Below are 23,525 nucleotides of genomic sequence, written 5' to 3'. Positions count from 1 at the left end.
CGGCCTCAGAAGCTCAGATTGAGGCCGAAGGTGACGGTGCGACCGCTGTAGGTCGCCCCTTCCAGGTAGCGCGCGCCGGAGCCGTAACGCTCGTCGACGATCGGCTTGTCGCCGTCGTTGAGGATGTCCACGGCGTTGACGAACACCTTGGCGCGCTTGTTGATCGCGTAGCGCAGCTGGCCGTCCAGCGACCCGTAGGCCTCCTCCGTAATCCGCGTGCCGTAGCTGGAGAAACGCACGGCCTGACGCGAGCGCCAGCCATAGGCCAGCGTCCCTTCGAGGCCGTACTTCTGATAGGTCGCCGCGACGGTGTAGATCTGCTTGGGCGCGTTGAAAAACACCCCCTTGGCGATGTCGTCGACGCCCGGATCGGCCTTGCTGTGCTGCAAGGTGGCGTTGGCGTAGACGCCCAGACCGCCCCACGGGCCAGGCAAGTCGGTGAACTGGCGAACCAGGTTCAGCTCCAGGCCGTAGACCGTCGCGCGCTTGCCGTTGGTGTAGGTGGTGACGTCGTCGATCTCCTTGCCGACCAGGCGCGGATCGTTCTCGAAACGCGCCCGGTCGCCCTCGGTCTCGCCGGCCACGCCGCTGAAGATGAAGCGGTCGATGCGCTTGTAGTAGACGCCGGCCGAGACCGTGCCGATCGAGCCGAAATAGTGCTCGAAGCCCAGATCGAAATTGTAGGAATAGGCCGGCTTCAGGCCCGGATTGCCGACGGTGACATCGACCTCGCCGTCCTCTTCCTCGATCGTGGTCGCGCCGGAGATGAACAAAGGCTCGGGCCGGGCGATCGAGGTGAAGAACGCGCCGCGCACCACGGTGTCGTCGCTGGGCCGATAGTTGACCTGCAGGCGAGGCAGCCAGCTGGTGTAGCTGGCCTTGCCGGTGACCGGCGTGAAGGTCGGGTCCTGACCTTCCAGCGCGACGGCCTCCCAGTTGTCCGAAGCGACGCGAGTGTGGTCGACACGCAGACCGCCGATTGCTTCCCACGCCCCCCAGACGCCCTTGGCCATCAGGTAGCCGGCATAGATGTCCTCGCGGCTCTTGTAGCTGTCCTCGTCGCGCGGGATCACGCCGTCCTCGACATAGGCGTTCTCGAAGTCCGGATTGGTGTCGACCAGCTTCTGCGAATAGGTCCGCCAGGCCTTCACCTGGGCGATGTCCAGCGACAGGAACGGGGCATACGGCGCGCCGGTCTTGGAGACGTCGACCAGCGGCCCGACGCCAAAGCCCTTCATGGTCAGCGGGCCTTCCAGCTCCATGACATTGCCCTCGACCAGCTCGCGCTTGGAGCGCTCGGCCTTGGCCCCGAACTTCACCGAACGCAGCCAGCTGGAATTGGGCTCGTAGGTGACATCGATGTGAGCGGCGGCGCGGGTGTTCTTCTGGTCGTCGATGTCGATGTCGTTGTAGCCGAGCTCGTACTGCGAGAGATCAGCGATGCGCGCCTTGTCGGCCGCCGTCAGGTTGGGCTGCGGGAACCGGCCCGAGAAGTCGTAGCCGAACAGGTTGCTGTCCAGGTCGACCTTGAAGGCGACCTCGTTGTCGAACGGCTCGTTGCGGACGCCGGCCGAATAGCCCAGGCCGTAGTTGAAGGTGAAGGCGCCCTTCCGAGTCTTGCCGGTCAGCACGTAGGACTGCTGGGTCAGCTCGGTCTCTTCGTACTGGTTGAAGATCTCGGCCGAGCCGGGTTCGGTCAGGATCAGCTTGCCGTCGTCGTCATACTCGTCGGCGCCGCCCTCGAAATAGATCTCGCGGCTAAGCTCCTGATCGTACAGGCGATTGTAGCTGCCCTTGAAGGTCAGCTCGGTGTTGTCCGACACCGCCCAATTCAGGGCGACATTGGCCGACATGTTCTCGCGCTTATCCTCGTACTGGGCGATGTGGTACTGCAGGGGCGTGACGCCGCTGGTCGGATCATCCTCGACGAAGCTCAGATAATCTTCGTCCTGGTAGAAGACGAAGCCCTTGGTCTTGCGCTTGGAATAGCCGCCCGAGACCAGCAAGCCGAACTGGTCGTGATCGCCGAAGCGGCGCGCCGCCGTGCCCTGGAACATCGGGCTGGTCTTGCCGGCCAGGTCGTGGTGGAAGCCGCTGAACGTCAGGTCCAGCACGGGCTTGGCGAAGTCGAAGGCCGTGGCTGTCTCCAGCACCACCGCGCCGCCGATACCGTCGGCGTCCTGGTCGGGCAGCAGGGTCTTGTGCACGGTGATCGACGACAGGGCGCTGGTCTGGATCATGTCCAGCGGCACCCGGCGGTTTTCCTTCTCCGGCTGGGCGGCGTTCATGCCGTTGATCTGGGTGTTGTTCAGGCCGCTATCCAAGCCGCGGATCGAGACGTAACGACCTTCGCCGGCGACCACTTCGCGCTGCACCGAGACGCCGGGCATGCGACGCAGGGCCTCGGCGGCGTTCAGGTCGGGAAAGCGGCCGGCCTGGTCGGCGGCGACGACGTTGCTGAGGTTGTCGGCGTTGCGCTGGCGGCTAAGGGCGCGGGCCTGGCCGGCGCGCTGGCCGGTGACGATCACTTCCGAGACCTGGCCCAGGACGGTGGTGCGCGGCGCATTCTCGCCGGGCGCGACCTGGACGTCCTCGCTGTGGTCGGGAAAGCCGAGATACTGGAACGTCAGGCTATGGGCGCCGGACGTCAGGTTGCCGAAGCGGTAGCGGCCCTCGGAGTCGGTGACGGCGGTCTGGCCGTCGCCATCGACGCGCACCAGCACGCCGGAGAGCGGAGCTGCACCCTCGGCCTGACGGACCAGGCCCGAGACCTGTCCCTGCCCAGCCCTCTTGGCAGCCACCAGGCCGATGGTGCGGCCGTTGTCGCTGTCGACGACCAGCGGCGAGCCGGCCAGCAGGATGGTGAGAGCGGCGCGCGCGGTGTAGCGGCCCTTCAGCGCCTTGCTGGCGCGGCCGTCGATCGCGTCATACGGAAACAGGATCTGCACCCCGGCCTGGCGCGAGAATTCGTTGAGCGCCGAGGCCAGGCCCTGGGCGGGAATGTCGAACGTGATCTCGGCCGTCTGGGCCCAGGCGGCGGGCGCCGAAACGGCGCAGGTCGTCGCCAGCAGCGCCGCCAGAAGGCGCGCGCTCGAAGAACGCTTCAAGGTCATAGGTCGCTCCGGTCAGCCGCTCACCCCCGACTGGGCAGGCTGCGTCATAGAGACGCTCGAGCTTGGCGCCGGCTCTATGCCGATCGCGATTTTTATTCGGAGCGGGTCAACATGATAGTGTCGCCACCCGCGTCCACCGCATCGATATCGAAGCTGGAGCGCAGCGTGGCCAGGAAATCGGTCGGGTCGGAATTGATGAAACGGCCGCCCAGCCGCAGCTTGCTCAGCTCGGGATCGGCGATGACCATCTTCTTGGTCAGGTAGCGATTATATTCCTCGACGACCGCGCCCAGCGGAGCCCCCTGGAAGACGATCTCGCCGCGCCGCCAGGCCGAAACGTCGTCCACCGACTCCGCGGACGCGGCCTGGACGAGGGTGCGCGAGGCGGTGGCCAAGACACTCTGCCCCTGGCTGAAGCGGGTCGCCGCAGCGCCCTGCCCTCCCGAGGCGTGCAAGGCACCGGCGCCGCGCAGCACCAGCAGGTTCAGCGAACCACCACGCAGGCGGGCGTTGAACTCGCCCGTCCCCAAATCGGCGGTGACGGCGCCGGCGTTGAGCGTGCACGGACGCGCAGCGGACGGCGGGACGATCAAGGCCGCTTCGCCACGCTCCAGCCAGACCTCGGTCGCGCGCGCGCCGCGCCGCCACGAGATCTTGCTGTCGGTGTTGAGCTCCACGGCCATGCCATCGCCCAGCGACACACGGCGGCGCTCTCCCGGCAGGGTGCTGGCGGTCGAGCGGGCGAAGGATTTGGTGGCGAACGCGCCCGCTCCGACCACCGCCGCCGCGCCGACCACGCCGGCGGCGCGCAGGAACACTCGGCGCGAAGGCTGCGCCGGCGCGGTCTCCGCAAGCTGCAGATCGGTCAGCGTCCCGGCGTCGCCGAGTTTCGACCACAGCCGGCTCATCTTGGCGAAGGCGGCGGCGTGGGCGGGATGGGCGTCGCGCCAGCGTTCGAAGGCCTCGAGATCAGCCGAACCGGAGTCGAGCCGCGACAGCCAGAGACTGGCCTGGTCCCTTATCGCCTTGTGGTCGACTTGGTCCTGCGGCTCCATCCGGTCTCACGTTCTCCTTGGACGGGTTCCTCCGCCATTTCCGCCGCGTCCAGCATCTGCGCCAGCAGGCTGAGGCCCTTGGCGAGATGCTTCTCCATAGTAGAGACGCTTATGCCGAGCCGCGCCGCTACGTCCTTGGGCGACATCTCGTCGAACCGTCGCATTATCACGACCCGCCGCGCCTGTGGGGGAAGCTTTTGGATCGCCGCGATCAGCCGTCGCAATTCGTCGCGATCCGACAGCTGACCCAGGGCGTCGACGCCCACATCCGCATGCTGCAGGTCCTCAACGGCCGCGACGCTCTCGAACGAGACGATGCGGGCGCGTCGGATCTTCTGGATGCCCAGATTGCGGATGATCTGCAGCACATAGGCCCGCGGATTGGCCGCCTGCCGCGCGCCCTCGTGGGCGAACATCCGGGCATAGGCGTCGTGCACCAGGTCGGCGGCTTCATCGAAATCGCCGGTGAGCTTCCTCGCCAGCTTCAGATATTGCCGCTCATACGGCAGGACCTGATCGATGAACCAATGATCGAACTCCCTGAGCCATATCATTGGGTTGCACCCGACGTTTCCAAAGCTTGGTCGCCGCCGTGCTTAAGGTCGAGCTGAGACAGTATCGCGACAGCGATACTGCAAGCGTGGATGATGGCGGATCATGGTGCGCCTCGATAAGTCCGCCATCTGAGGCGCCTAGCGCGGTCGCAGAAGAGGCGGGTCGGCAAGCCGTTGATGAAGCTGGCGACGGTTGTCGCCGCGCGTAAGTCTCGAATTGGCGATCCGGCGAGCAGCGGTATTGCCTCACAACAAATGCTGACCGCCCTGAGTGATCACCGACAAGGTAATCCAGGGTAGCAATGCGCGCCGGCGGACGCGTCACGTCTCTGTCACTGAAACCTCATCACAACAACAAATACGGCTCTACGAACCATCCCCAAGCGCCATAAGGCCTTGCGGGGCCAGGCCTGGTGACCATCGGACAAAAGTGGTCACCTCAAAATTTTCAAAAGTGGATATTTCCCATATCCAGATAAGTTCCTAAAGCGCAGGAGAGTGCAACGTCAGGGCGTAGGTCTCGCCTTGAAGTGGTCGGTCCGAGCGGCCGTGCCGCGACCGTGGACCCGCGCCTTGAAACCAGAGATTTGACCGAATGTCCTACACGCTCGAACAACTGTCCCTGGCCTACAAGGCCGTGCACGTAGGGATCGCGCCAGACGCGGCCACGCAGGGCCTCTTCCAGACCCAGGCGATACTCAGCGCCAACGGCCAGTTGGCCGACGCGCAGCTGCTAGGCAACATCGTCAACAGCGCCGACAACTCCACCGCCCTGGCGCTGTTGAGCTATCAGTTCTTCACGGGCAAGAGCCCGACGGCGGCGGGCCTGGCCTACCTCGTCAACTCGACCGCGAACCCGACCGACCTTAACGACGCATACTATGCGCGTTTCAATCTCGAGAACCGCTACATCAACTTCGCCGCCAACCTGGGCGTCGCGGGCGAAGGGGCCGTTGCCTTCTCGGCCAAGTATGGCGCCATGAGCTTCGGCGACTACGTGGCGTCCATCTATCAGACCATCATCGGCGGCTCTTACGCGGCCGCCGCCGGTATCGACAGCGCCAAGGCCATCGCCGACATCGTGTCCCGCAAGGACGCTATCCTCGCCACGGCGACCAGCGCCGGCCTGATCAACCCGAACATGACCGCCGCCCAGATCGACATCGCTTTGAAGGCCGCGACAGCCGGGTACCTACTGGCCGAGGCGATCAAGGCCGATGTCGGCCTCTACGCCGCCGCGGCCAACAACTTCATGGTCGCCATGGCCCAAGGCACGGCCGTCTACAACACCAATATGGTCTATGCTTACGCGCCCGTCGTCGGATCGGCCTCTCACGGCACCGGTCATGCGATCGACCAGGGCGCCACCCTGCCCTATCCCACACCGGATTCGCCCACGGCGCCGACGCCCCTCAGCCTCGTCCTGACCACCGGGGTCGACAAAGCCCAGGGCGGCGAGGCCAACGACACGATCACCGGCACGCACCTGACCTTCAACGGGACCGACGTGATCAACGGCGGCGCCGGCAATGACACCCTGACCGTCAACGCCACGGGCGGCGGCTCGTACATCATGCCGGGCGCGAGCGTCAGCGGCGTCGAGACCTTCAACCTCGTCAACACCGGCGACACCTCAGCCAACACGACCAGCTGGACCGGTCTGACCAAGCTGAACGCCACCTCGGCCGGCTCGACGGTGCTGACCACGGCGACGACCACCAACGTCACCGCGACGGTCAACGGCCAGGGTGCCCTGCCCGTCGTCCTCAATGGCGGCGCGAACGTCAGCCTGACCGCCAACGGCGTCACCACGGGCACGATCGACATCGGCGGGACCACCGCCCCGACCGGCGCGATCACCGTCAACCGCACCGCCGCCGGCTCGGCGGGCCAGCTGACCATCACCGGCGGGACCAGCGTCGACGTCACCCAGACCGACGGCGCGGTGACGATCAACGGCTCGGCCCTGACCACCGCGGTCAAGGTCAAGACCACCGGCACGCCGGGCGCCATCGCCATCACCGACGTCAACGCTGGCGCGGCCGCGCTGGGCAAGATCACCTCGGTCGACCTGGACGGCTACACGACCGCCAGCATCGGCGACAGCGCCCTGACCACGCTGAAACTGGCCCACGGCTCGGGCGCGGTGAACATCAACAGCACGGGCGCGACCAGCCCTGCCACTACCCTGAACCTGACGCTGAACGGCGTCACCGGCGGCGCGCTGACCGACACGAACAACAAGTACACGACGCTGAATGTCACCACCGGCGCCACGGCCTCGACCCTGGCCAACATCAACGACACGGCCTTGACCGCGCTGAACCTCGGCGGCGCCAGCCGGCTGACCCTGACCTCGGCCAGCGGCATGAGCTCGCTGAGCACGATCAACATCACCGGCGCGGCCAGCCTGACCGCCACCCTGAGCTCGACCGCGATCACCGCGATCGACGCCAGCGGCTCGTCCGGCTCCAACATCCTGACGTTCCGGCCGGACCACGCCACCTTCCTCGGCGGCTCGGGCGCGGACACGCTCACGACGGTCAACGGCATCATCAACACCAACAGCGCCCTGGGTGGCGGCGACGACACCCTGATCTTCCTCAACGGCGTCTCCGGGACCGGTTCGATCAGCGGCGGCAGCGGGACCGATACGGTGGCGTTAGACATCAACGTGGCTCAAACCCTCTCGGGCAGCAACGCCTTCGCCGGCCAGGTCACCGGCTTCGAAGTCCTCCGGATCGACCTCAACTTTCTCTTTGTCGGGGACTACACCATCGACGTCGGCATGCTGGGCAACTTCGCGTCTGTGGTGGTCACCGACGATCTCCTCATCATGGGCGCTCACAATTTCGAGCTGACCAATTTCGCGTCCGGCGGCAGCTTGACGCTGATGGGCGACCTGGCGGCCGGCGGCTCCGTCGTGCTGACCAACAGCGCCTTCGCGGGCGGGACCAACGACACGATCAACCTGACCCTGTCGAAGGCCGGCATCCAGGATATCGGCGCCCTGCTCACCTCAGGTGTCGAGACCATCAACATCACCACCAAGGACACCTCGGCGTCGCCGACGGGGGCCTATTTCGACAAGGCGCCCATCACCGACTCGGCGCTCAAGGTCCTCAACGTCAGCGGCAACGCCGGTCTGGATCTCGGGACCCTGAACAGCACGCACCTGACCACGCTGGACGCCAGCGGCCTGACCCTGGGCGGCCTGAACGTGACCCTGGGCGCCTCGTCGTCCGCCGTCACGGTCAAGGGCAGCGCCACCGGCGCGAACACCCTGGTCGCCTCCGCCCTGACCGCCGATGTCACCTATACGGGCGGCTCGGGCGTCGACACCATCACCCTGTCGGACGGGCACAACATCGTCACCCTGGGCGCGGGCAACGACCGGGTGAACCTGCAGTTCGCCCCGGCCAGCGCCTCCAACCCGACGACGATCACCGACTTCGCACACGGCGACAGCATCAGCTTCGCGCTGGTCGGCGGCGCACCAACCGCAGGCGCCCTGGGCGCGGCGATCACCTACGGCGGGTCCTACACCAACGCCCTGGACGCGGCCGCCGCCAGCACCACCGGCGCCGCCACGGCCGTCGCCCACTGGTTCACCGACGGCGTTGACACCTATGTCGTCATCGACGCCAGCAACAGCAACGTCTTCGTCGCGGGCTCGGACTACGTGGTCAAGCTGGCCGGCGTGCTCGACCTGTCGACGGCCACCATGGCCGGCTCGGTCCTGACCTTCTAGTCCGGGTAGACGAGAAGGACTTTCAAGGGAGGCGGGCCACACGCTCGCCTCCTCTTTTTTCTCACCCCGTCGACGAATACCGTTCGACACGGGCCAAGTCCTCTTCGCACAGCGCGTTGGGGCGCGCCGATTTGCGGCGAAGATCTTATCCGGACGTGTCCAGACCGTAGCCGCTCTCGCGCCAGGTCTTCATGCCGCCGTCCAGAGCGGTGGCCCTTGTGAAGCCCAGGCTGCGCAGGGTCGCAGCCGCCAGGGTCGATATCTTGCCGAACTCGCAGCAGGTGACGATGCGCATCGTCGGGTCCGGAATCGCCTCGTTGACCCTGAGTTCCAGCTGACCGCGCGGCAGGTGCATGGCCCCGGGGATGTGGCCGGCGTTGAAGGCGCTCTCTTCACGCACATCCAGGATCAGCAGATCGTTGGGTCGGTTGGCCAGGCGGCTGCTCAGTTCGTCCAGGCCGATGAACGGCACGTCGGCGGCGGCCTCGGCCAGCAACTGGCTGACCGTCTTGCCACCGCTCATGTTCGTGCGCAGGGCCTCGGTCAGGTGGGTGGGCGCGGCCAGGTTCAGGTCGCGCATCATCTGCACGAACTCGGCGCGGTCACGCTTCTGAAGGCGCGGGTTCTCGGCGATCTCGTCGCCGATCGTACTGTGCGAGCGGCCCTTGTACTCGTGAGCCGGGAAGACGAGCGTCGATGGGTCGAGGGTCAGCAGCTTGCCGAACAGGCTGTCGTACAGCTGCTCCGGGTCGCCGGTCGGCAGGTCGGTACGACCCGTGCCGCCGATCAGCAGGGTATCGCCGGTGAAGACCCGGTCGCCGACCATCAGGCACATCGAGTCCCGCGTATGACCGGGCGTGTGCATGGCCCGAATGCGCAAGGTTCCGACATTCAGCTGGTCGCCGTCGTCCAATCGCAGCCTGGCGTGCGGCGCAGGGCTGGAGAGGTGCATCACCGTCGTCGCTTCGAACAGCTCGGCCGTCTGCTGCGCGGCCGAGAAATGGTCGGCGTGGGTGTGGGTGTCGACCACGTAGCGCACGCGCAGGCCATCACGAAGGGCCAGGGCCCGGTAGCGGTCGACCTGGCTGATCTCGGGATCGATCAGCACGGCGCCGAACGTGTCGGGGCAGCCGACCAGATACGAACGACAGCCGCCGGTAGCGATTTGTTCGAAGATCATGTCGGCTCCCCCGAGCTTGTCGTCTTACTTGGGCTGGGCGACCACGCGCAGGTAGGGCTTCACGGTCTTGAAGCCGTCCGGATACTTCTCGCGTGCGGCCTCGTCGCTGATCGACGGCGGGATGATGACGTCCTGGCCCGGCCGCCAGTTCACCGGCGTGGCCACCGTATGCTTGGCCGACAGCTGCACCGAGTCCAGCAGGCGCAGCACTTCGTCGAAGTCGCGGCCCGAGGTCATTGGATAGATCAGCATCGCCTTGATCTTCTTGTCCGGCCCGATGATGAACACCGCCCGCACCGTGGCGTTGTCGGCGGCCGTGCGGCCATCCGAGGTGTCTCCCGCGCCTTCCGGCAGCATGTCATAGAGCTTGGCGACGTTCAGGTCGGTGTCGCCGATCATCGGGTAGTTCACGGCGTGGCCTTGCGTCTCCTCGATGTCGGCGGCCCACTTGGCGTGGTTCTCGACCGGGTCGACGCTGAGGCCGATGACCTTGGTGTTGCGCTTGTCGAACTCGGGCTTCAGGCCGGCCATGTAGCCCAGCTCGGTCGTGCAGACCGGGGTGAAGTCCTTGGGGTGCGAGAACAGGATCGCCCAGCTGTCGCCGATCCAGTCATGGAAGGTGATCTCACCCTGGGTGGTCTGCGCCGTGAAGTTCGGCGCCTCGGAATTGATCCTCAGCGACATGATACGTGTGTCCATTCCAGAAATGCGGTGTGGGCTCGGGCGACGAAACGTTGAGCGAGCGAGCGGCTTCGCCTCAACGTTTAGCCAGGCCACGCTTAGTCGCTTGCGTGGCTCTGCGAAATATCCACTTTTGGCCCAATGCGGATGACCACTTCGACACCCACGGGCAAAAGCGACGCGGCGACCTCCCTGCTGTCGGTGGTGCTGGACCGCGACGCGCGCGAGCCGATGGGACGTCAGCTTTATCTCAGGATCCGTGACCTGGTCTTGTCAGGACAGTTGGAGTCGGGCGCAAAGCTACCCTCCAGCCGCAAACTGGCCCTCGACCTGGGCGTTTCGCGCACGGTCACCCTGGCGGCCTACGAGCAGCTGGGCGTGGAAGGCTATCTCGCCTCCCGGCACGGGTCGGGCCACTATGTCCGAACGCTGGACCGCAAGCCGCCCTCCCCGCCCCGCGTCAAGCCCTCCTCCCGTCCGCCTGAGCAACGCACCGAGGCGCCGCGCGGTCGTCCCTTCGATTCCGACGCGCCGGCCAACGACCTATTTCCGATCCGTACCTGGGCCCGCCTGACGGCGCGAGGTTGGCGGCGGGAAGCCGAGGCGGCGATTGGTTTCGATCACTGGGCGGGCTTGCCGTCCCTCCGCGCGGCGATCGCCGGGCATCTGCACGCGCTACAGGGGCTGAACTGCACCGCCGAGCATATTCTGGTGACTGGCGGCACTGGCGACGCGCTGCAGATCATCACCCGCGCCCTGGGTTCGCCCGGCGCCCAGATCTGGGTCGAGGATCCCGGCCATGTGGGCGCGCGACGGACCCTAAGCCGTGAGGGCCTTGATGTGGTGCCGGTCCCTGTCGACTCGCAGGGGCTGAAAGTGTCGATCGGCCGCCGACTGGCGCCAAGCGCCCGCTTCGCGCTGGTCACGCCATCGCGCCAGTTTCCTTCGGGCGCGCCGCTCAGCCTGCCCCGCCGCGTGGCGCTGATCGACTGGGCCGCCGAGACCGGCGCGATCATCCTGGCCGACGACTACGACAGCGAGCTGCGTTTTTCCGGACGCCCGATGGAGACCCTGTCCAGCCTTGACCGCAGCGGCAGCGTCCTGGCGATCGGCGGCCTCTCGAAGGTCACGTTCCCGGGGCTGCGACTGGGCTACGTGGTCGGCGCGCCCTCCCTGATCGACCGTCTGGCGCAGGCGCGAGCGCGCGAAGGGGCTCCGGTCGCCACCGCCGCTCAGCCCGCCTTGGCCGAGTTCATCGCCGGCGGCGGCCTGGCCCGACATCTGCGTGAGTTGCGACAGCGCCTGGGCGCGCGTCGCCTGGCGCTGGCCCAGGCGTTGGACGCGCGGCTGGGCGATGTGCTGACCGTCGCGCCTCAGGAGGTTGGTACACACCTGGCCGCGGTTCTGAACGCCCCCCTGCAAGGCTGGGAGTCGGACGTGGCCTTCGCGGCCTTCGCCGCGTCGCGAGGCCTTAGTTTGGACCCGCTCTCGACTCACGCCGGCTCAACGGAAGGACGCCAAGGCTTTCTCCTGGGCTATGCCGCTTGGGATGAGGAAAGCCTGGCCGCCGGCGTGGAAACCCTGGCGGGCCTCCTGGCTGAAGGACACGAGCCCGCGGCGACCAGGCCGCTTTGAATGTTTCCGCCAGCGGAACCGAAGTTTCCATGACTGCGCCGGTTGCCCCCGTTCGAGGGCCAAGCGGCCTGCTTCGAGGTCGAGCGGACGCCATTTACAGACATTTACGCATCGCCATAAACGCGACCTTCAATTGCCGCCCGCTCGATGGAGCGACGATCCCTTCGCCTTCTAACCGTTCGGGTATGGAGGGTGCGCCAGCCCGTAAAGCGCTACCGCGCTTTACGGGCTGGTCTAAGCCGGACGTCAGCTGTTAACGCCGCAGGCATCAACAACGCAGCTAGCGGTTGGGCAGGTCTCGCCACCGCTGTCGACACCGCAACTGGCAGTGGGACAGGGGTCGACGCCACTGCCGTTCTCGGCCGTACAAATCCAGCCATCCGTATTGCAGGGAATGTAATCGCCTGGGCACGGATCGTCGTAGAAATCGAAGACGCATGGAGCATCGTCGTAGCATCCGGCATCCGACGGTTTCCCGCCCGCAACCTGCCCGAGCTGATAATCCTTCAACTCCGCGCCAACACGGAGCGCCATATCGGTGCGGAACGCATGCGCGGCGCGCGAATTCAGCCTAGCCTTAAACACCGCGACAGCCGCCAAGGTGTCGCTGTCGGTCGACAGTTGGGCGCTGGCCGAACCGTTGTGGCCTTCGGAAATCTCCAGGGCCTCGCTATCGAAGGCCACCGTGAAGGCCTGCGCCCCGTCCAGGCGAAAGTGGATTACTTCACGCCCGACAACGCCGCCCACGAACGCGGCCTGAAGGACCTCGCCGAAGAAGGCCTTCATCACGGCCGCCGGGCCTGCCTTCTGCTTGAGCGCCTGGTTGAAACCGCCCTCTTCCAGCACCTCCTCGTCGAAGCGGAAGGCGCGCTCGAACTTCTCGAGCGCGAAGATGTTATCGACGCGGATATCCCCTGTCGCGATCGCGGCGCGTGGATCGCGCACCTCGCCCGTCCGAAGCTTGGGCGCATCAATCAGTTTCATCGCTCAATCCTCCTATATCAGGGCTCGTCAAGCTTGACCGCCAAGATAAACTTAAGTTTGAATATCGCATGTATGCAATCTAAAATTTATTATGAGGAGGCGGTCGCGCGTCACGGCTGCCGGCGACTTCGTTACCGCGGCCGGCCGCCTCGCGAGACATCAAGGGCTCGAACGCGCGCCTCCAGCTGCGCGCCGGCAAGCTCACGTGGAAGCGGAAAGTCGGGGATGAAGGGGCCGATCGCGGCCGGGCGATCGAGCGCGACTTTCTGCAGGGTGCTAAAGGTCCCCAGACCGGACGGCAGTGTGACGGCCCGAACCTCCATGTAGTGGTTCATCGCTCCGGTCGGCCACCCCGCCTGCCGCACGCCAAGCCGACGCAGGGAAGCGACAAACAGCAGGCAGGAGCTGAAACAGGCCTCGTCGGTCAGAACCAGCACCTTGTCCGCGGCCGCGACCTTGGCGATCGAAGGCTCTGGCGGTCGCGCGGTCAGGCACCGAGCCGGAATAGGCCTGTTGAAGGCGCTGCCCGCGTTCAGCGCGGCCTGCATCAGAGCCGCCTCCTCGCCAAGCCCGCGCGCCGCGTTGGGTCGCGAAGACGCCAGGCGCGCGCGATAGGTCTGCAAGGTTTCGAGATTGCCCGGCGAAGCGCGCCAGACCGAACCGCATCCTCCGCTGGGCGCGGCATGAAGCGCCTCGATCGCGGGGCGACCGAAGATCAACGTGATGATCGCGTCGCCGTAATAGGAGTCCCCTCCGGCATTGCCGCGCAGATCGATGATCACGCGAGGCGCGGCGAGCACGCGCGGCAGATTCCCCTGGAGGTCGCGGACGACCCCAGCCGCCTGAGCATCCAATCCGCCGAGCGAGATCCACGCCGCCTCCGCCGAGACGCCCACGCCATAGCCGGCCTCCGCGCCCGGCGAGCTTTGTAATCTCGGCGTCCGATCGAAAGCGCGCCAGGCGATATGCGGATCGGCGAAGCGCCCCGCTAGCCGTGTGAGCGCGCGATCATGATCGCTCCGGTCGCGCGCGGCGGCGGCGGCAGCCAACGCCTCCCGCCCCGCGTCTCGCAAAGTCTCCACGAAGGCTGTGTCGCCCAGAGCGGTCGCGGCAGCCGGGTGATTGTCGGCCAGCAACGTCGTGGCCGTCTCGACGTCGCGGCGCGTCAACGACACCCAATCCACCCCCGACGGATCCGCCCACGCCCGTCCGTGGACCGCCAGGAGAGCCAAGGCGACCAGGGCGCCGATCGCTGGGCCGGGACGTCGCGACATTCGATCCAAGGCTGCGGGACAACCTTGGCGCGCGCGCCATGGGCGGCCGCGCCTATTCGCAGCCGCCTGATCGGCGAGTTGGCGAGGGCGCAGGTTCACCGCGCGGTACGGCTCAGACGATAAACTGGGTGACGCAGTTCTCAACGGGAGGTGGCGAGTCGGCCCCGCACGAGTCGACCCCGCAGCTGTAGTCGGACCCTTTCCCGCCGGCGACCTGCCCCAGCTGGTGATCCTTCAGTTCCGCGCCCACCCGCAGGGCGGTGTCGGCCTTGAAGGCGCGCGCCGCGCTCGAATTCATCTTGGCCTTGAACACGGCGACCGCCGCCAGGGTGGCGCCATCGGTCGACAGGTGGGCGGTGGCCGAGCCGTTGTGGCCTTCGGAAACTTCCAGGTCCTCGCCATCGAAGGCCACCGTGTAGGCCCCTTCGTCCTCGAGATAGATGTGCATCACCTCACGGCCGACGACACCCCCGACGAACGCGGCCTGAAGCACGCCGCCGAAGAAGGCCTTCATCACCGCCGCTGAACCGGCCTTTTGCTTGAGGGCGTGGTTGAAACCGCCATCTTCGAGCGCATCGTCATCGAAGAGGAAGGCGCGCTCGAACTTCTCCAGAGTGAAGATGTTGTCGACGCGGATATCCCCCGTCGCGAGCGCCGCGCGCGGATCGCGCATTTCGCTCGTCCCGAACTTGGGCGCATCGATCAGCTTCATCACTCAATCCCCTACATGAAAGCCACCAAGTTTGGCGACAACTACACCTAGGTTTGAATCAATGATATTTGCAATCTTAAATTTATTACCCTTGGCGCCTCATTTTATCGGGACGCGTTCACCCTTGAAGAAGACCAGCAGGGCAAGCACGGCGAACGCCAGGACGAAGACGGCGAAGAACACGAGAAAACGCTGATCCTTCGGCAGGTCCGGCAAGACACGCGAGATCAGAAAGACGGTTCCGGCCGGCGCGGCGATGATCAACAGGAAGGCGATCCAGCCCTTCCAGTTGGCAGGGAATGCCGTGATCCGCCCCGTCATGACCATATACCTGAACCAGGCGTTCGAGGCCTTGTCTGGCGCGGTCATCGCCTCGCCTCCTGCGTGGCGGTGCTGAACGCGGCGACATGGCTCTGAGCCGGTTCGCCCCGTAGGTCCCGGATATTCCAGCGCGCGGGGTTGGAACGGCGCATGGTCCTCAAGCCCCGGTATGGAAGCCGATCAGATACGGGACCAGCGGATAGCCCTGCTGGTCGGTGAAGTGGTGGTGGGCGGGCGTGTTGAGCCAGAAGGCGTAGAGGCTGCTCGGCGCGAGCACCAACGGCAGCACTGCGACGCGCCCCCCATCGATCAGGCGCGGCGCGCCAGCCAGCTTCGGCGCCGAACCCGGCGCCCATTCCACGACCGACCAGGCATGGTCGGCCATGGCCTCACTGAAGGTGACGCGCAGCTCGCAGGGGCCTGGCGCGACCTCGGTCGCCCCGGTGGGGATCGAGGTCGAGATCACGACCGGGGGCAGGTGCGCCCGGAGTTCCGCGCCGCCGTCGGCCGGCGTGGACACGATCCAATCTGCTTGCGCCTCAACCGTCATGATAAATGCCACCTCCATCTTAGCGCGACTGATATACGATCTAAAGTTGCTTTCCACCTTGACACGAGCTAGGCCGTTGTGTCGAGGTGTATCGACATCGAAATCATCTCAAGGGTGCATTTTCAAGCATAGATGAAGCGACATGAGCGGACGCTCATGGCGATGCGCGATGTTATAAAGTAATAGTGACGGATTGACGAAGGTTTATCTCGAACAAACTCGCCCACCTCTTGGCTGGCGAAGCGGAGTCCGCGCGCCGAAAGATAACCCAATGCCGAGGATGACATGAAAATTATTGACGCGCCGAGAATTGCTTCAACGAAGCTGCGCGACCCCCGCTCCGCCATCGCCTCCGGTGACATCCGGGTGGACAACCTCATCGCGCTGGAAAAGTTCGACAAGGCTTTCCGTTTTGACGCCCCGGCCCTGGAAGAGGCCCGCGCCGCGCGCGAAGTCAAAACCGGCGCGCGTTCGGTCTTCACCGGCGACGCGGTTCCGTTCGTATTCGAGTATCTGCTCGACCGCGCCTTCACCGGCGGCGTCCAGGGGCGCGAGGTGATCCAGTTCGAGATCGCCGGCGTCGGCGCGTACACGGTCACGTTCGATGGCGTCGAAATGGAGGTCTCCCAAGGGCGCAGCGACGCGGCGACGGCGCGGGTCCGGACCAACCGCGAGACCTTCGGCCAGATCATCTATTTCAAGTCGCAGATGGCTTCGCACGCGTCGAACCAGACCCGCGAACAGCTCGCCAAGAGCGTCGGCCGCGAGCTCAACGACTACCAGCTCAGCCAGGTGGCCGGCGGCAAGAACTCCGACGACGGCTGCATGAACAACCTTCCCTGCAACGACGACTACATGTGCGTCGGCGACGACGGCAGCTGGGAAGGCTGCACGATGAACGACACCGATGACGGCCACTGCTCGGTGCTGGTCGTGGCCTGCACGACGCAGGGCAATACTTGCGGCTCCGAAGGCTGCTGGACCGAGGGTTACTGCACGACGGACTATTGCGGCACGGCGGGCGCGGGGGTCGATCCGGGCGGCGGCGCGACCGGCTGCGTTGCCGACGGCTGCGTCGGCGCGATGTGCGCCGGCGACGCCTGTGCGATCGCGGGCTGCGGGGTCGATGGCTGCGGCGCGGCGGCCTGCTACGTCGCCGCCTGCGCGGCTGACCTCTGCATGGCGGCGGCCTGCGTCGTTGACATTGCGCCGGGCGACCTGTGCGCGGCCGACGCCTGCCTCGTCAATGTCCTGCCCGGCGTGCCGGGCGTCTAGCGCGCGCATCGCCGGTCAAATTCCTTAGTTCAGAAAGTGGGACACATGCGGCTTGTTCCGTCGAAATACACGCTGACCATCCCGCTGCGGGATGATCGAATGCTGGCCTATAGCAGCGTCTCCCAGGCCTTCGCCCTTTGGGATCGCGAAGACATCGCCGTCTGGGAGCGGGCGCAAGAGGACGGGCTGGACAGTCTGGACCCTGCCGCCGAGGGCTTCGCAACGGCCCGGTTCGTCATGCCCGACATGGTCGACGAGCTGGGCATGGTCCGGGCCGACTACGACAAGAACCGCCAGTCGGAGCGGAGCCTGCAGATCACGGTCTGCACGACGCTCTACTGCAACCTCGCCTGCGGCTACTGCTTCCAGGGCATGGTCAAGCCCTCGACCAAGATGGGCGTCAAGGTGCGCGACGCCATCGTCGACTATGTCCGCGAAGCCCTGCCGCCCGGCGGCAACCTCTCGCTCTGCTGGTATGGCGGCGAGCCCTTGATGGGCCAGGAAGCACTCTTCGACCTAGCCGAACGCCTGGACCAGGTTCGCCTGGAAAAGCGCGCCAGCAAGAGCGGCTCAATCGTCACCAACGGCTACCTCTTCACGCCTGAAGTCGCGCGCCGCCTAGCCGAAACCGGCGTCTCGGTCGCCCAGATCACGCTGGATGGTCCCGCCGAGGTGCACGACGTCCGCCGCCCCCTGCTGTCGGGGCGCGGGTCCTATGAGCGCATCCTGGAGAATATCTGCGCCGTGGCCGCGGACGCGCCGCCGATCAATATCGTCATCCGCGTCAATGTCGACATGACCAACCAGGCGGCGGTCTACGAGATGCTGCAGGACCTCCACGACCGCGGCCTGAGCCAGAAGAAGCGCGTCTCGGTCTATTTCGCGCCTGTCGAGGCCAGCACGGTGGACTGCGCCAGCTGCGAATCCTCCAACCTTCAGAAGGAAACCTACGCCAAGTTCGAGATCGAGGTGCAGCGCGAGGCGGCCAGGCTCGGCTTGGCTTCCGCTCCGCCTGGCGGCAAGTATCTGGGCCTGTGCCAGGCGGTTCGCCCCAAGAGCATCGTCGTCACCCCAACCGGCGACGTCCACAAGTGCTGGGACACGGTCAACCAGCCCGAACTACGCCACGGCACGATCTTCGACATGGCCAAGGCCGAGAAGAGCAAGCCGGCTCAACGATGGGCCGCCTGGTCGCCGTTCAACAATCCGGTCTGCTCGGACTGCAAGATCCTGCCGATGTGCGCTGGCGCCTGCGCGTTCAAGACGGTGCACAACGACCAGCAATCCGGCGAATCCGGCCTTCCCTGCCCCAGCTGGAAGTTCAACTTCGCCGAACGCATGTTCATGCGCGCTGAACAGAAGGGGCTGGTCACGCGCGACGACTGGATCGAGGGCGTGTCGGGCACCTCTCGCAACGGTCGCCGTATCACCGGCGAGCGCCATAGCCTGGACAGCGTCTCGGCCGCCGCCCAGCGCCTGGAAGAGGTTCTGTCCCTGCAGCCCGCATGACGCCTTCGGTCCTCTTCGCCGATCCTCATAGCCTACCCGCCCTCGACTTCACGTGCCTGACCTATCCGAGCATGGCCGCCCTCCTGCGCCGTCCCGCGCCGGGGGGCGTCCTGGCCGTCGGTCTGGTCGCCACGATCGAAGGCGAGCCCGTGGCGGCGGGCCTGGCCCTGGGTAGACGCAGCGCCGACCAGGCGCGCCTGCTCTCGGTCTCCATCGCGCCCTCGCTCCGGGGCCAAGGCCTGGGTCGCGCCCTGGTCGACGCCTTTAGAGGCGCCGCCGCGCGCCAAGGCGTGGCGACAATATCGGCCGAAGTGCCGCTGTCGGCGCGCGCTGAACGCGACCTTGGCGATGCGGCGGTGCGATCGGGGTGGCGGCGCGTGGGCCCGACCACCGTGACCGTCAAAGGGGACCCCGCCCAACTCGCCGCCGACCTGGGCGGCGCGCGCCTGACCCCGCCCTGGGGCCTGGAGGCCTGGCGCGAGGATCGGGCCTCGCCGGACTGGGCCCCGACCGCCTTGGCGCCGCACCGCTTCATACCGGCCGCGCCGGACGCAAAACCCTGGATCCCCGAGTTCAGTCTGGCGCTGACCCACGCCGGCGACCTGGCCGGATGGATCATCTGCCACGCGATCGAGGACGGCTGGCTGCGAGCGACCTCGAGCTATGTCAGGTCTCAGCAGGGCGCTGACCGCGCCATCCTGTCGGTCTGGCGCGCAGTCTTTCTGCGCGCCGCCGGCCGCGGCTGGCCTTCCGTGACCTTCAGCACCGACGAGCGCTACCCGCGGATGTTCGCCTTCTGCAAGGTTCGCGGCCCCCGTCACTTCGAATGGTGCGGCCTGGCGGCGGAACATCGGATCCAGGCCGATGGTTGAACCGGCCGCCAAGGAACCGACCATCCTGGCCCGCCGCCGGATCGCGCCGCGCGAAGGCCAACCGGAGGAGCCGACCAGCCTCTTCCGCCAAGAAGCGCTGCAGCGGCGATTGGACATTCTCAAGCCCCGCCCCGTGGCGATCGTGCCGCTCGGGTGGCATTTGGTTACCGGCTGCCTGCTGCTGATGTTCCTGACGGCGCTGGTGTTCCTGTTCGCGGGCCGGTTCGCCCGCAAGGAAATGGCCATGGGCCTACTGCGGCCGATATCAGGCGAAGTCGTCATGACCGGCGAACGCGGCGGGGTGCTGTCGGCGCTGTTCGTCAAGGAAGGCCAGACGGTCGCCGCCGGAGCGCCGTTGTTCGAGGTGCGCACCGAGGCCGCGCTCATCGGCGGGGCCTCCCAGCGGCTCGAGGAACTTAGCCTGCTGAACGAGCAGGATGGGCTTCTGGCGGCTCAGCAAGCCAGCGCCGATCGCAACCTGGCCACCGAGCTCGCCCTCGTCCATCAGAGAGGCGACGTCGCCCGCGCCAAGATCGAAAACCTTTCGGGGCAGATCGCCACGGCTGCCTCGCGTCGACGTATCGCCGAGGAACGCGCCTTGATCGGCGACAAGCTTTTCAAGCAGGGACTGGTGGCGGCCGAGGAAGCGCGCCGGCGCGCCGATGCGGTCCTGGCCGCGCAGCTTCAGGAGCAGCAGCTCATGGCCGAGCTCACCACGGCCAAGGCGGACGTCAGGGGCCAGCCGCTGGAAATCAGCCGGCTGCAGGCGCAAGCGCAGATCGAACGCCAGCGCAATGCCGCGGCCGCCTCGCAACTGAAGGAGCGACGCCTGTCCGTGGCGCAGGAAAGCGGCTATCGCACCCGCGCGCCGATCGCGGGCGTGGTCAGTGGCCTGCGCATCACCACGGGCGCCAAGATCCAGTCGGGCGAAACCGTGCTTTCGCTGGTCCCCGAGGATGTCCCGCTCATCGCCGAGCTCTATGTTCCCTCGCGCGCCATCGGCTTCGTGCGTCCAGGCGACCAAGCGCGGCTGCTCTACGACGCCTTTCCCTATCAGAAGTTCGGGGCCGGCCGAGGGACGGTGATCAGCGTTTCGCGCAGCCCGGTCCGTGTCGAGCCGATCACCACCAACGCCGCCGCCGAGCCCGTCTACGCCGTCCGCGTCCGGCTCGACACACAGACGGTCTACGGCTTTGGCGCCGAGAACCGTCTGCGGCCCGGCATGAGCCTGAAAGCCGACCTGATCCTGGAGAAGAGAACTTTGTTCGAGTGGCTTTTCGAACCGATGATTTCCAGCGCCGGTCGCATGTGATGTCGCAGCAGCTTCCCTGGCTGGATTTCAGCATCGTGCCAGACTTCAAGCTGATCCGGCAGGCCGAGACCTCGGAGTGCGGACTGGCGTGCCTGGCCATGGTGGCCAATCACCATGGCATGCGCATCGACATCGCCAGCCTTCGACGCGACTATGAGGTTTCCGCACGCGGCTCCACGGCCAGGGACCTGGCCATGACCAGCGATGGCATGGGCCTGAGCAGCCGTATCGTTCGCTGCGAGATGGACGATCTTCTGAAGTTGCGCCTGCCCGCGATCCTGCATTGGAATCTTGGCCATTTCGTCGTGCTCTACAAGGTCGGCCGCAAGCGGCTATTCATCGCCGATCCGTCCGCTGGCCTGGTGGGCATGAGTCTGGCGGAAGCCTCGCCCCACTTTACCGGCATCGCCATGGAGCTGGCGCCCACGCCCCGCTTCGAGCGCAAGGCCGCCCAGCGCCCCTTAAGCGTCGACAAGCTGGTGCGCCTTACGCCCGCGCTCTCCATGGCCTTCGCCCAGTGCTTCCTGCTCTCGCTGGTCCTGCAAGCAGCGGTGCTGGCGATCCCCCTCTACATGCAGATGGTGATCGACGAGGGCCTGCAGAAGGGCGATGTCGACATTCTCACGCTGCTGTTTTGCGGGGTGGTCGCGGTGAACATCTTCTCGGCGGTCGTGTCGCTGATGCGCGGCTACGCCACCCAGTTCATCACCCAAGTCCTGTCGTTCGACATGATGTCGGCTGTGTTCCAACATCTGATCCGGTTGCCGCTGAGCTATTTCCAGAAGCGGCAGGTCGGCGACCTGCAGCAGCGGTTTCGCGCCCTGGCCCCGATCCAGCAAGCGATCGGCTCGGGCGCCGTGACGGCGCTGATCGACGGCCTGCTGTCGGTGGCCGCCACAGCCATCATGCTGGCCTACAGCTTGAAGCTGACCCTCATCGTCTTCGTCTTCGTGCTGATCTCGGTGGGTCTTCGTGTGGCGACCATTCAAACAAACCGGAATGTCGCGGGCGCGGCGCTGGCCGCCGAGGCGCGCGAGCAGACCCGCTTCCTCGAAACCCTGCGAACGATCGCGACGATCAAGGTCAATGGCGCGGAGCGCGAGCGCGAGGATGTCTGGCGCAGCAACGCGGCCGCGACGGTCAACGCCCAGATCCGCCGCGGAAACGTCAACCTCGCCGTCGTAACCCTCAACCAGGCCATTTCCGGCGTCAGCGACGCCCTGGTCATCTTCCTGGGCGCAAAGATGGCGCTCGGCGGCGAGCTCACCGTTGGGGTGCTGACCGCGTTCCTGGCCTACAAGTCGCAGTTCCTCTCGCGCGTCGGGGCTCTGGTCGACCAGATCATCGTCTTTGCGCTGCTCGACGTTCAGCTCGAGCGGGTCGCCGACATCGTGACAACGACGACCGAGCAGAACCTGGAAGCCTCCGACAAGGCCGACCAACGGCTGCAGGGCGAAATCGAGTTCAAGAACGTCGCCTTCCAGTATTCGCCGTTCGACCGCCACGTGCTTGACGACGTCAACTTCAAGGTGGCCGCGGGCGAGTTTGTCGCGATCACCGGTCGTTCGGGTGGCGGCAAATCCACCCTTTTGAGGCTGCTGGTAGGCTTGAGCGCGCCGACATCGGGCCAGGTCCTCATCGATGGCCAACCGTTGCAGTCGCTAGGGGCGCACCTGATCCGCCGGCGCGCCAGTTTTGTGATGCAGGATGATCAGCTCTTCGCCGGCACGGTGCTGGACAACATCACCCTATTTGCGCCCGAACCCGATATGGACCAGGTCCGCTGGGCGGCCGAGGCCTCGGCCATCGACGAGGACATCGCCAATCTGCCGATGGGCTATGCCAGCCTGGTGGGCGACATGGGTTCGATGCTGTCGGGCGGCCAGCGCCAGCGCCTGCTGATCGCCCGCGCTCTCTATCGCCGCCCGCAGATACTGATCATGGACGAGGGAACCTCGCACCTGGATCTCGAGCGCGAGACGAGGATCAATCGCGCGCTGAAGTCTCTGAACATCACCCGCGTGGTGGTCGCCCATCGCCCCGACACGATCCGCGCCGCCGATCGCGTGTTGGTTCTGGAGAATGGAACCTTGAGGCCGCTACAATGACTTCCGACCGCAAAATTCTTCATCGCGCGCCGGACCTTGCCTTCGTCAATGGCTCAGTCGACCCTGTTCAGAAGAGGCCGGAGTTTCACACCGTCTTCAACGCGCCCTTCGAGCTATCCTTGGACCAGATCGGACGGCGCTTTGCTTACAACGCGCGTCGACGTGGTCTCTTTGATGGCCTATGCGCCTATGTCGCCGCAGTAAGGGCGCTTGACCGGCCTCCCCTCCTGCAGGTGCTGGGCGGAAGCTTTTTTGATGACAAGGACTATCCAGGCGACGTGGACCTTTCGAATATTGTGTCGGGCGATCTCGGTCCTGAGGCTCTAGCGCTCTATTATGACCGTGACTTCACACGCTCTGTGTTCGGCGTGGATATGTCGACCACTAATCTGACCGGCGACGCCGTGCGCGACAGCATCGTGCTGATGCGCACGGCGGCTTACTATTCGCACCGGCGGGACGGTGTGCAGCGGGCCATTTTCTTGCTTACGGACCGCGCCGCGTCCGGGGCTCACGGCTAGCCCGTTAAGCGCGGAGCGCCGAGCCAACCCGCCCTGACCACACGAGCGCCGGGCTCACTAGACCACGCTGATCCAGTTTAACTGTTGCTGCCGAGGGCTCGATCGTTCTTGACCTCCG

The 23,525-nt window shown here is 66.0% G+C and carries 18 protein-coding genes; 8 read left to right on the top strand and 10 right to left on the bottom strand.

What is annotated here, in order from left to right; all coding sequences use genetic code 11:
- Nucleotides 1-5 precede the first annotated feature (5 nt).
- The 3 genes from AC07NF_RS05805 to AC07NF_RS05795 all read right to left on the bottom strand — a co-directional run bounded on the left by AC07NF_RS05805 (nucleotide 6) and on the right by AC07NF_RS05795 (nucleotide 4,722).
- Nucleotides 6-3,113, bottom strand: a complete 3,108-nt coding sequence (locus AC07NF_RS05805; RefSeq protein WP_494628249.1) for a TonB-dependent receptor — start codon at nucleotides 3,111-3,113, stop codon at nucleotides 6-8.
- Between the two features lie 92 nt (nucleotides 3,114-3,205).
- Nucleotides 3,206-4,168 (bottom strand): FecR family protein, encoded by a 963-nt coding sequence (locus AC07NF_RS05800; RefSeq protein ID WP_494628251.1) that lies wholly within the window; start codon nucleotides 4,166-4,168, stop codon nucleotides 3,206-3,208.
- Nucleotides 4,132-4,722 (bottom strand): RNA polymerase sigma factor, encoded by a 591-nt coding sequence (locus AC07NF_RS05795; protein ID WP_494628253.1) that lies wholly within the window; start codon nucleotides 4,720-4,722, stop codon nucleotides 4,132-4,134. Before AC07NF_RS05795 ends, AC07NF_RS05800 begins: the two co-directional genes overlap by 37 nt.
- Nucleotides 4,723-5,317: 595 nt before the next feature.
- Between AC07NF_RS05795 and AC07NF_RS05790 the strand changes: the two genes are divergently transcribed.
- Entirely contained in the window at nucleotides 5,318-8,473 is a 3,156-nt protein-coding gene (locus tag AC07NF_RS05790; protein WP_494628255.1) for a hypothetical protein, read from the top strand.
- A 145-nt stretch (nucleotides 8,474-8,618) separates the two neighbouring features.
- On the opposite strand, the gene AC07NF_RS05785 is transcribed toward AC07NF_RS05790, so the two are convergent.
- Both AC07NF_RS05785 and AC07NF_RS05780 read right to left on the bottom strand, forming a co-directional pair.
- Entirely contained in the window at nucleotides 8,619-9,653 is a 1,035-nt protein-coding gene (locus tag AC07NF_RS05785) for an MBL fold metallo-hydrolase (protein WP_494628257.1), read from the bottom strand.
- Between the two features lie 24 nt (nucleotides 9,654-9,677).
- Complete coding sequence (locus AC07NF_RS05780; protein WP_494628259.1) at nucleotides 9,678-10,337, bottom strand: peroxiredoxin; 660 nt, start codon at nucleotides 10,335-10,337, stop codon at nucleotides 9,678-9,680.
- Nucleotides 10,338-10,481: 144 nt separating this feature from the next.
- Here AC07NF_RS05780 and pdxR point away from each other — a divergent pair, with 144 nt between their 5' ends.
- Complete coding sequence (pdxR, locus tag AC07NF_RS05775) at nucleotides 10,482-11,969, top strand: MocR-like pyridoxine biosynthesis transcription factor PdxR (RefSeq protein ID WP_494628261.1); 1,488 nt, start codon at nucleotides 10,482-10,484, stop codon at nucleotides 11,967-11,969.
- Between the two features lie 246 nt (nucleotides 11,970-12,215).
- On the opposite strand, the gene AC07NF_RS05770 is transcribed toward pdxR, so the two are convergent.
- The 5 genes from AC07NF_RS05770 to AC07NF_RS05750 all read right to left on the bottom strand — a co-directional run bounded on the left by AC07NF_RS05770 (nucleotide 12,216) and on the right by AC07NF_RS05750 (nucleotide 15,780).
- On the bottom strand, nucleotides 12,216-12,953 hold the full coding sequence (locus AC07NF_RS05770; protein WP_494628263.1) for a hypothetical protein: 738 nt from the start codon (nucleotides 12,951-12,953) through the stop codon (nucleotides 12,216-12,218).
- 131 nt (nucleotides 12,954-13,084) lie between these two features.
- The gene (locus AC07NF_RS05765) at nucleotides 13,085-14,122 is read right to left on the bottom strand and encodes a hypothetical protein (protein ID WP_494628265.1); all 1,038 of its coding nucleotides are present in this window, start codon (nucleotides 14,120-14,122) and stop codon (nucleotides 13,085-13,087) included.
- Nucleotides 14,123-14,339: 217 nt separating this feature from the next.
- A complete protein-coding gene (locus tag AC07NF_RS05760; protein WP_494628267.1) occupies nucleotides 14,340-14,939 on the bottom strand; it encodes a hypothetical protein in 600 nt (199 codons plus the stop codon).
- A 99-nt stretch (nucleotides 14,940-15,038) separates the two neighbouring features.
- Nucleotides 15,039-15,308, bottom strand: a complete 270-nt coding sequence (locus tag AC07NF_RS05755) for a hypothetical protein (RefSeq protein WP_494628269.1) — start codon at nucleotides 15,306-15,308, stop codon at nucleotides 15,039-15,041.
- Nucleotides 15,309-15,417: 109 nt separating this feature from the next.
- The gene (locus tag AC07NF_RS05750; RefSeq protein ID WP_494628271.1) at nucleotides 15,418-15,780 is read right to left on the bottom strand and encodes an Ig-like domain-containing domain; all 363 of its coding nucleotides are present in this window, start codon (nucleotides 15,778-15,780) and stop codon (nucleotides 15,418-15,420) included.
- 396 nt (nucleotides 15,781-16,176) lie between these two features.
- Between AC07NF_RS05750 and AC07NF_RS05745 the strand changes: the two genes are divergently transcribed.
- From AC07NF_RS05745 to AC07NF_RS05720, 6 genes are all read left to right on the top strand, one after another.
- Complete coding sequence (locus AC07NF_RS05745) at nucleotides 16,177-17,085, top strand: hypothetical protein (RefSeq protein WP_492810170.1); 909 nt, start codon at nucleotides 16,177-16,179, stop codon at nucleotides 17,083-17,085.
- 45 nt (nucleotides 17,086-17,130) lie between these two features.
- Nucleotides 17,131-18,594, top strand: a complete 1,464-nt coding sequence (locus AC07NF_RS05740; RefSeq protein ID WP_492810168.1) for a radical SAM protein — start codon at nucleotides 17,131-17,133, stop codon at nucleotides 18,592-18,594.
- Nucleotides 18,591-19,466 carry a GNAT family N-acetyltransferase gene (locus AC07NF_RS05735; protein ID WP_494628274.1) on the top strand — a complete coding sequence of 292 codons (876 nt, stop codon included), beginning with the start codon at nucleotides 18,591-18,593 and terminating at the stop codon, nucleotides 19,464-19,466. The genes AC07NF_RS05740 and AC07NF_RS05735 overlap by 4 nt, the downstream gene beginning before the upstream one ends.
- 109 nt (nucleotides 19,467-19,575) lie before the next feature.
- Nucleotides 19,576-20,778, top strand: coding sequence for a beta-barrel domain-containing protein (locus AC07NF_RS05730; protein ID WP_492810164.1), 1,203 nt, complete (start codon nucleotides 19,576-19,578; stop codon nucleotides 20,776-20,778).
- On the top strand, nucleotides 20,778-22,886 hold the full coding sequence (locus AC07NF_RS05725; RefSeq protein WP_492810162.1) for a peptidase domain-containing ABC transporter: 2,109 nt from the start codon (nucleotides 20,778-20,780) through the stop codon (nucleotides 22,884-22,886). Before AC07NF_RS05730 ends, AC07NF_RS05725 begins: the two co-directional genes overlap by 1 nt.
- Nucleotides 22,883-23,407: a DUF6932 family protein gene (locus AC07NF_RS05720; RefSeq protein ID WP_492810160.1), complete on the top strand. Its 525-nt coding sequence runs from the start codon at nucleotides 22,883-22,885 to the stop codon at nucleotides 23,405-23,407. The genes AC07NF_RS05725 and AC07NF_RS05720 overlap by 4 nt, the downstream gene beginning before the upstream one ends.
- Nucleotides 23,408-23,525 lie beyond the last annotated feature (118 nt).

This window comes from Caulobacter sp. GW821-FHT10A06 (assembly GCF_059415805.1).
Note: the sequence above shows the minus strand (reverse complement) of the source record. Positions and strands in the feature narration are given on the sequence as shown.

Bases quoted from the DNA above. Each gene is read 5' to 3' on its own strand.
- AC07NF_RS05805 (WP_494628249.1), bottom strand. From the start codon at position 3,113: ATGACCTTGAAGCGTTCTTCGAGCGCGCGCCTTCTGGCGGCGCTGCTG.
- AC07NF_RS05800 (WP_494628251.1), bottom strand. From the start codon at position 4,168: ATGGAGCCGCAGGACCAAGTCGACCACAAGGCGATAAGGGACCAGGCC.
- AC07NF_RS05795 (WP_494628253.1), bottom strand. From the start codon at position 4,722: ATGATATGGCTCAGGGAGTTCGATCATTGGTTCATCGATCAGGTCCTG.
- AC07NF_RS05790 (WP_494628255.1), top strand. From the start codon at position 5,318: ATGTCCTACACGCTCGAACAACTGTCCCTGGCCTACAAGGCCGTGCAC.
- AC07NF_RS05785 (WP_494628257.1), bottom strand. From the start codon at position 9,653: ATGATCTTCGAACAAATCGCTACCGGCGGCTGTCGTTCGTATCTGGTC.
- AC07NF_RS05780 (WP_494628259.1), bottom strand. From the start codon at position 10,337: ATGTCGCTGAGGATCAATTCCGAGGCGCCGAACTTCACGGCGCAGACC.
- pdxR (WP_494628261.1), top strand. From the start codon at position 10,482: ATGACCACTTCGACACCCACGGGCAAAAGCGACGCGGCGACCTCCCTG.
- AC07NF_RS05770 (WP_494628263.1), bottom strand. From the start codon at position 12,953: ATGAAACTGATTGATGCGCCCAAGCTTCGGACGGGCGAGGTGCGCGAT.
- AC07NF_RS05760 (WP_494628267.1), bottom strand. From the start codon at position 14,939: ATGAAGCTGATCGATGCGCCCAAGTTCGGGACGAGCGAAATGCGCGAT.
- AC07NF_RS05755 (WP_494628269.1), bottom strand. From the start codon at position 15,308: ATGACCGCGCCAGACAAGGCCTCGAACGCCTGGTTCAGGTATATGGTC.
- AC07NF_RS05740 (WP_492810168.1), top strand. From the start codon at position 17,131: ATGCGGCTTGTTCCGTCGAAATACACGCTGACCATCCCGCTGCGGGAT.
- AC07NF_RS05735 (WP_494628274.1), top strand. From the start codon at position 18,591: ATGACGCCTTCGGTCCTCTTCGCCGATCCTCATAGCCTACCCGCCCTC.
- AC07NF_RS05725 (WP_492810162.1), top strand. From the start codon at position 20,778: ATGTCGCAGCAGCTTCCCTGGCTGGATTTCAGCATCGTGCCAGACTTC.
- AC07NF_RS05720 (WP_492810160.1), top strand. From the start codon at position 22,883: ATGACTTCCGACCGCAAAATTCTTCATCGCGCGCCGGACCTTGCCTTC.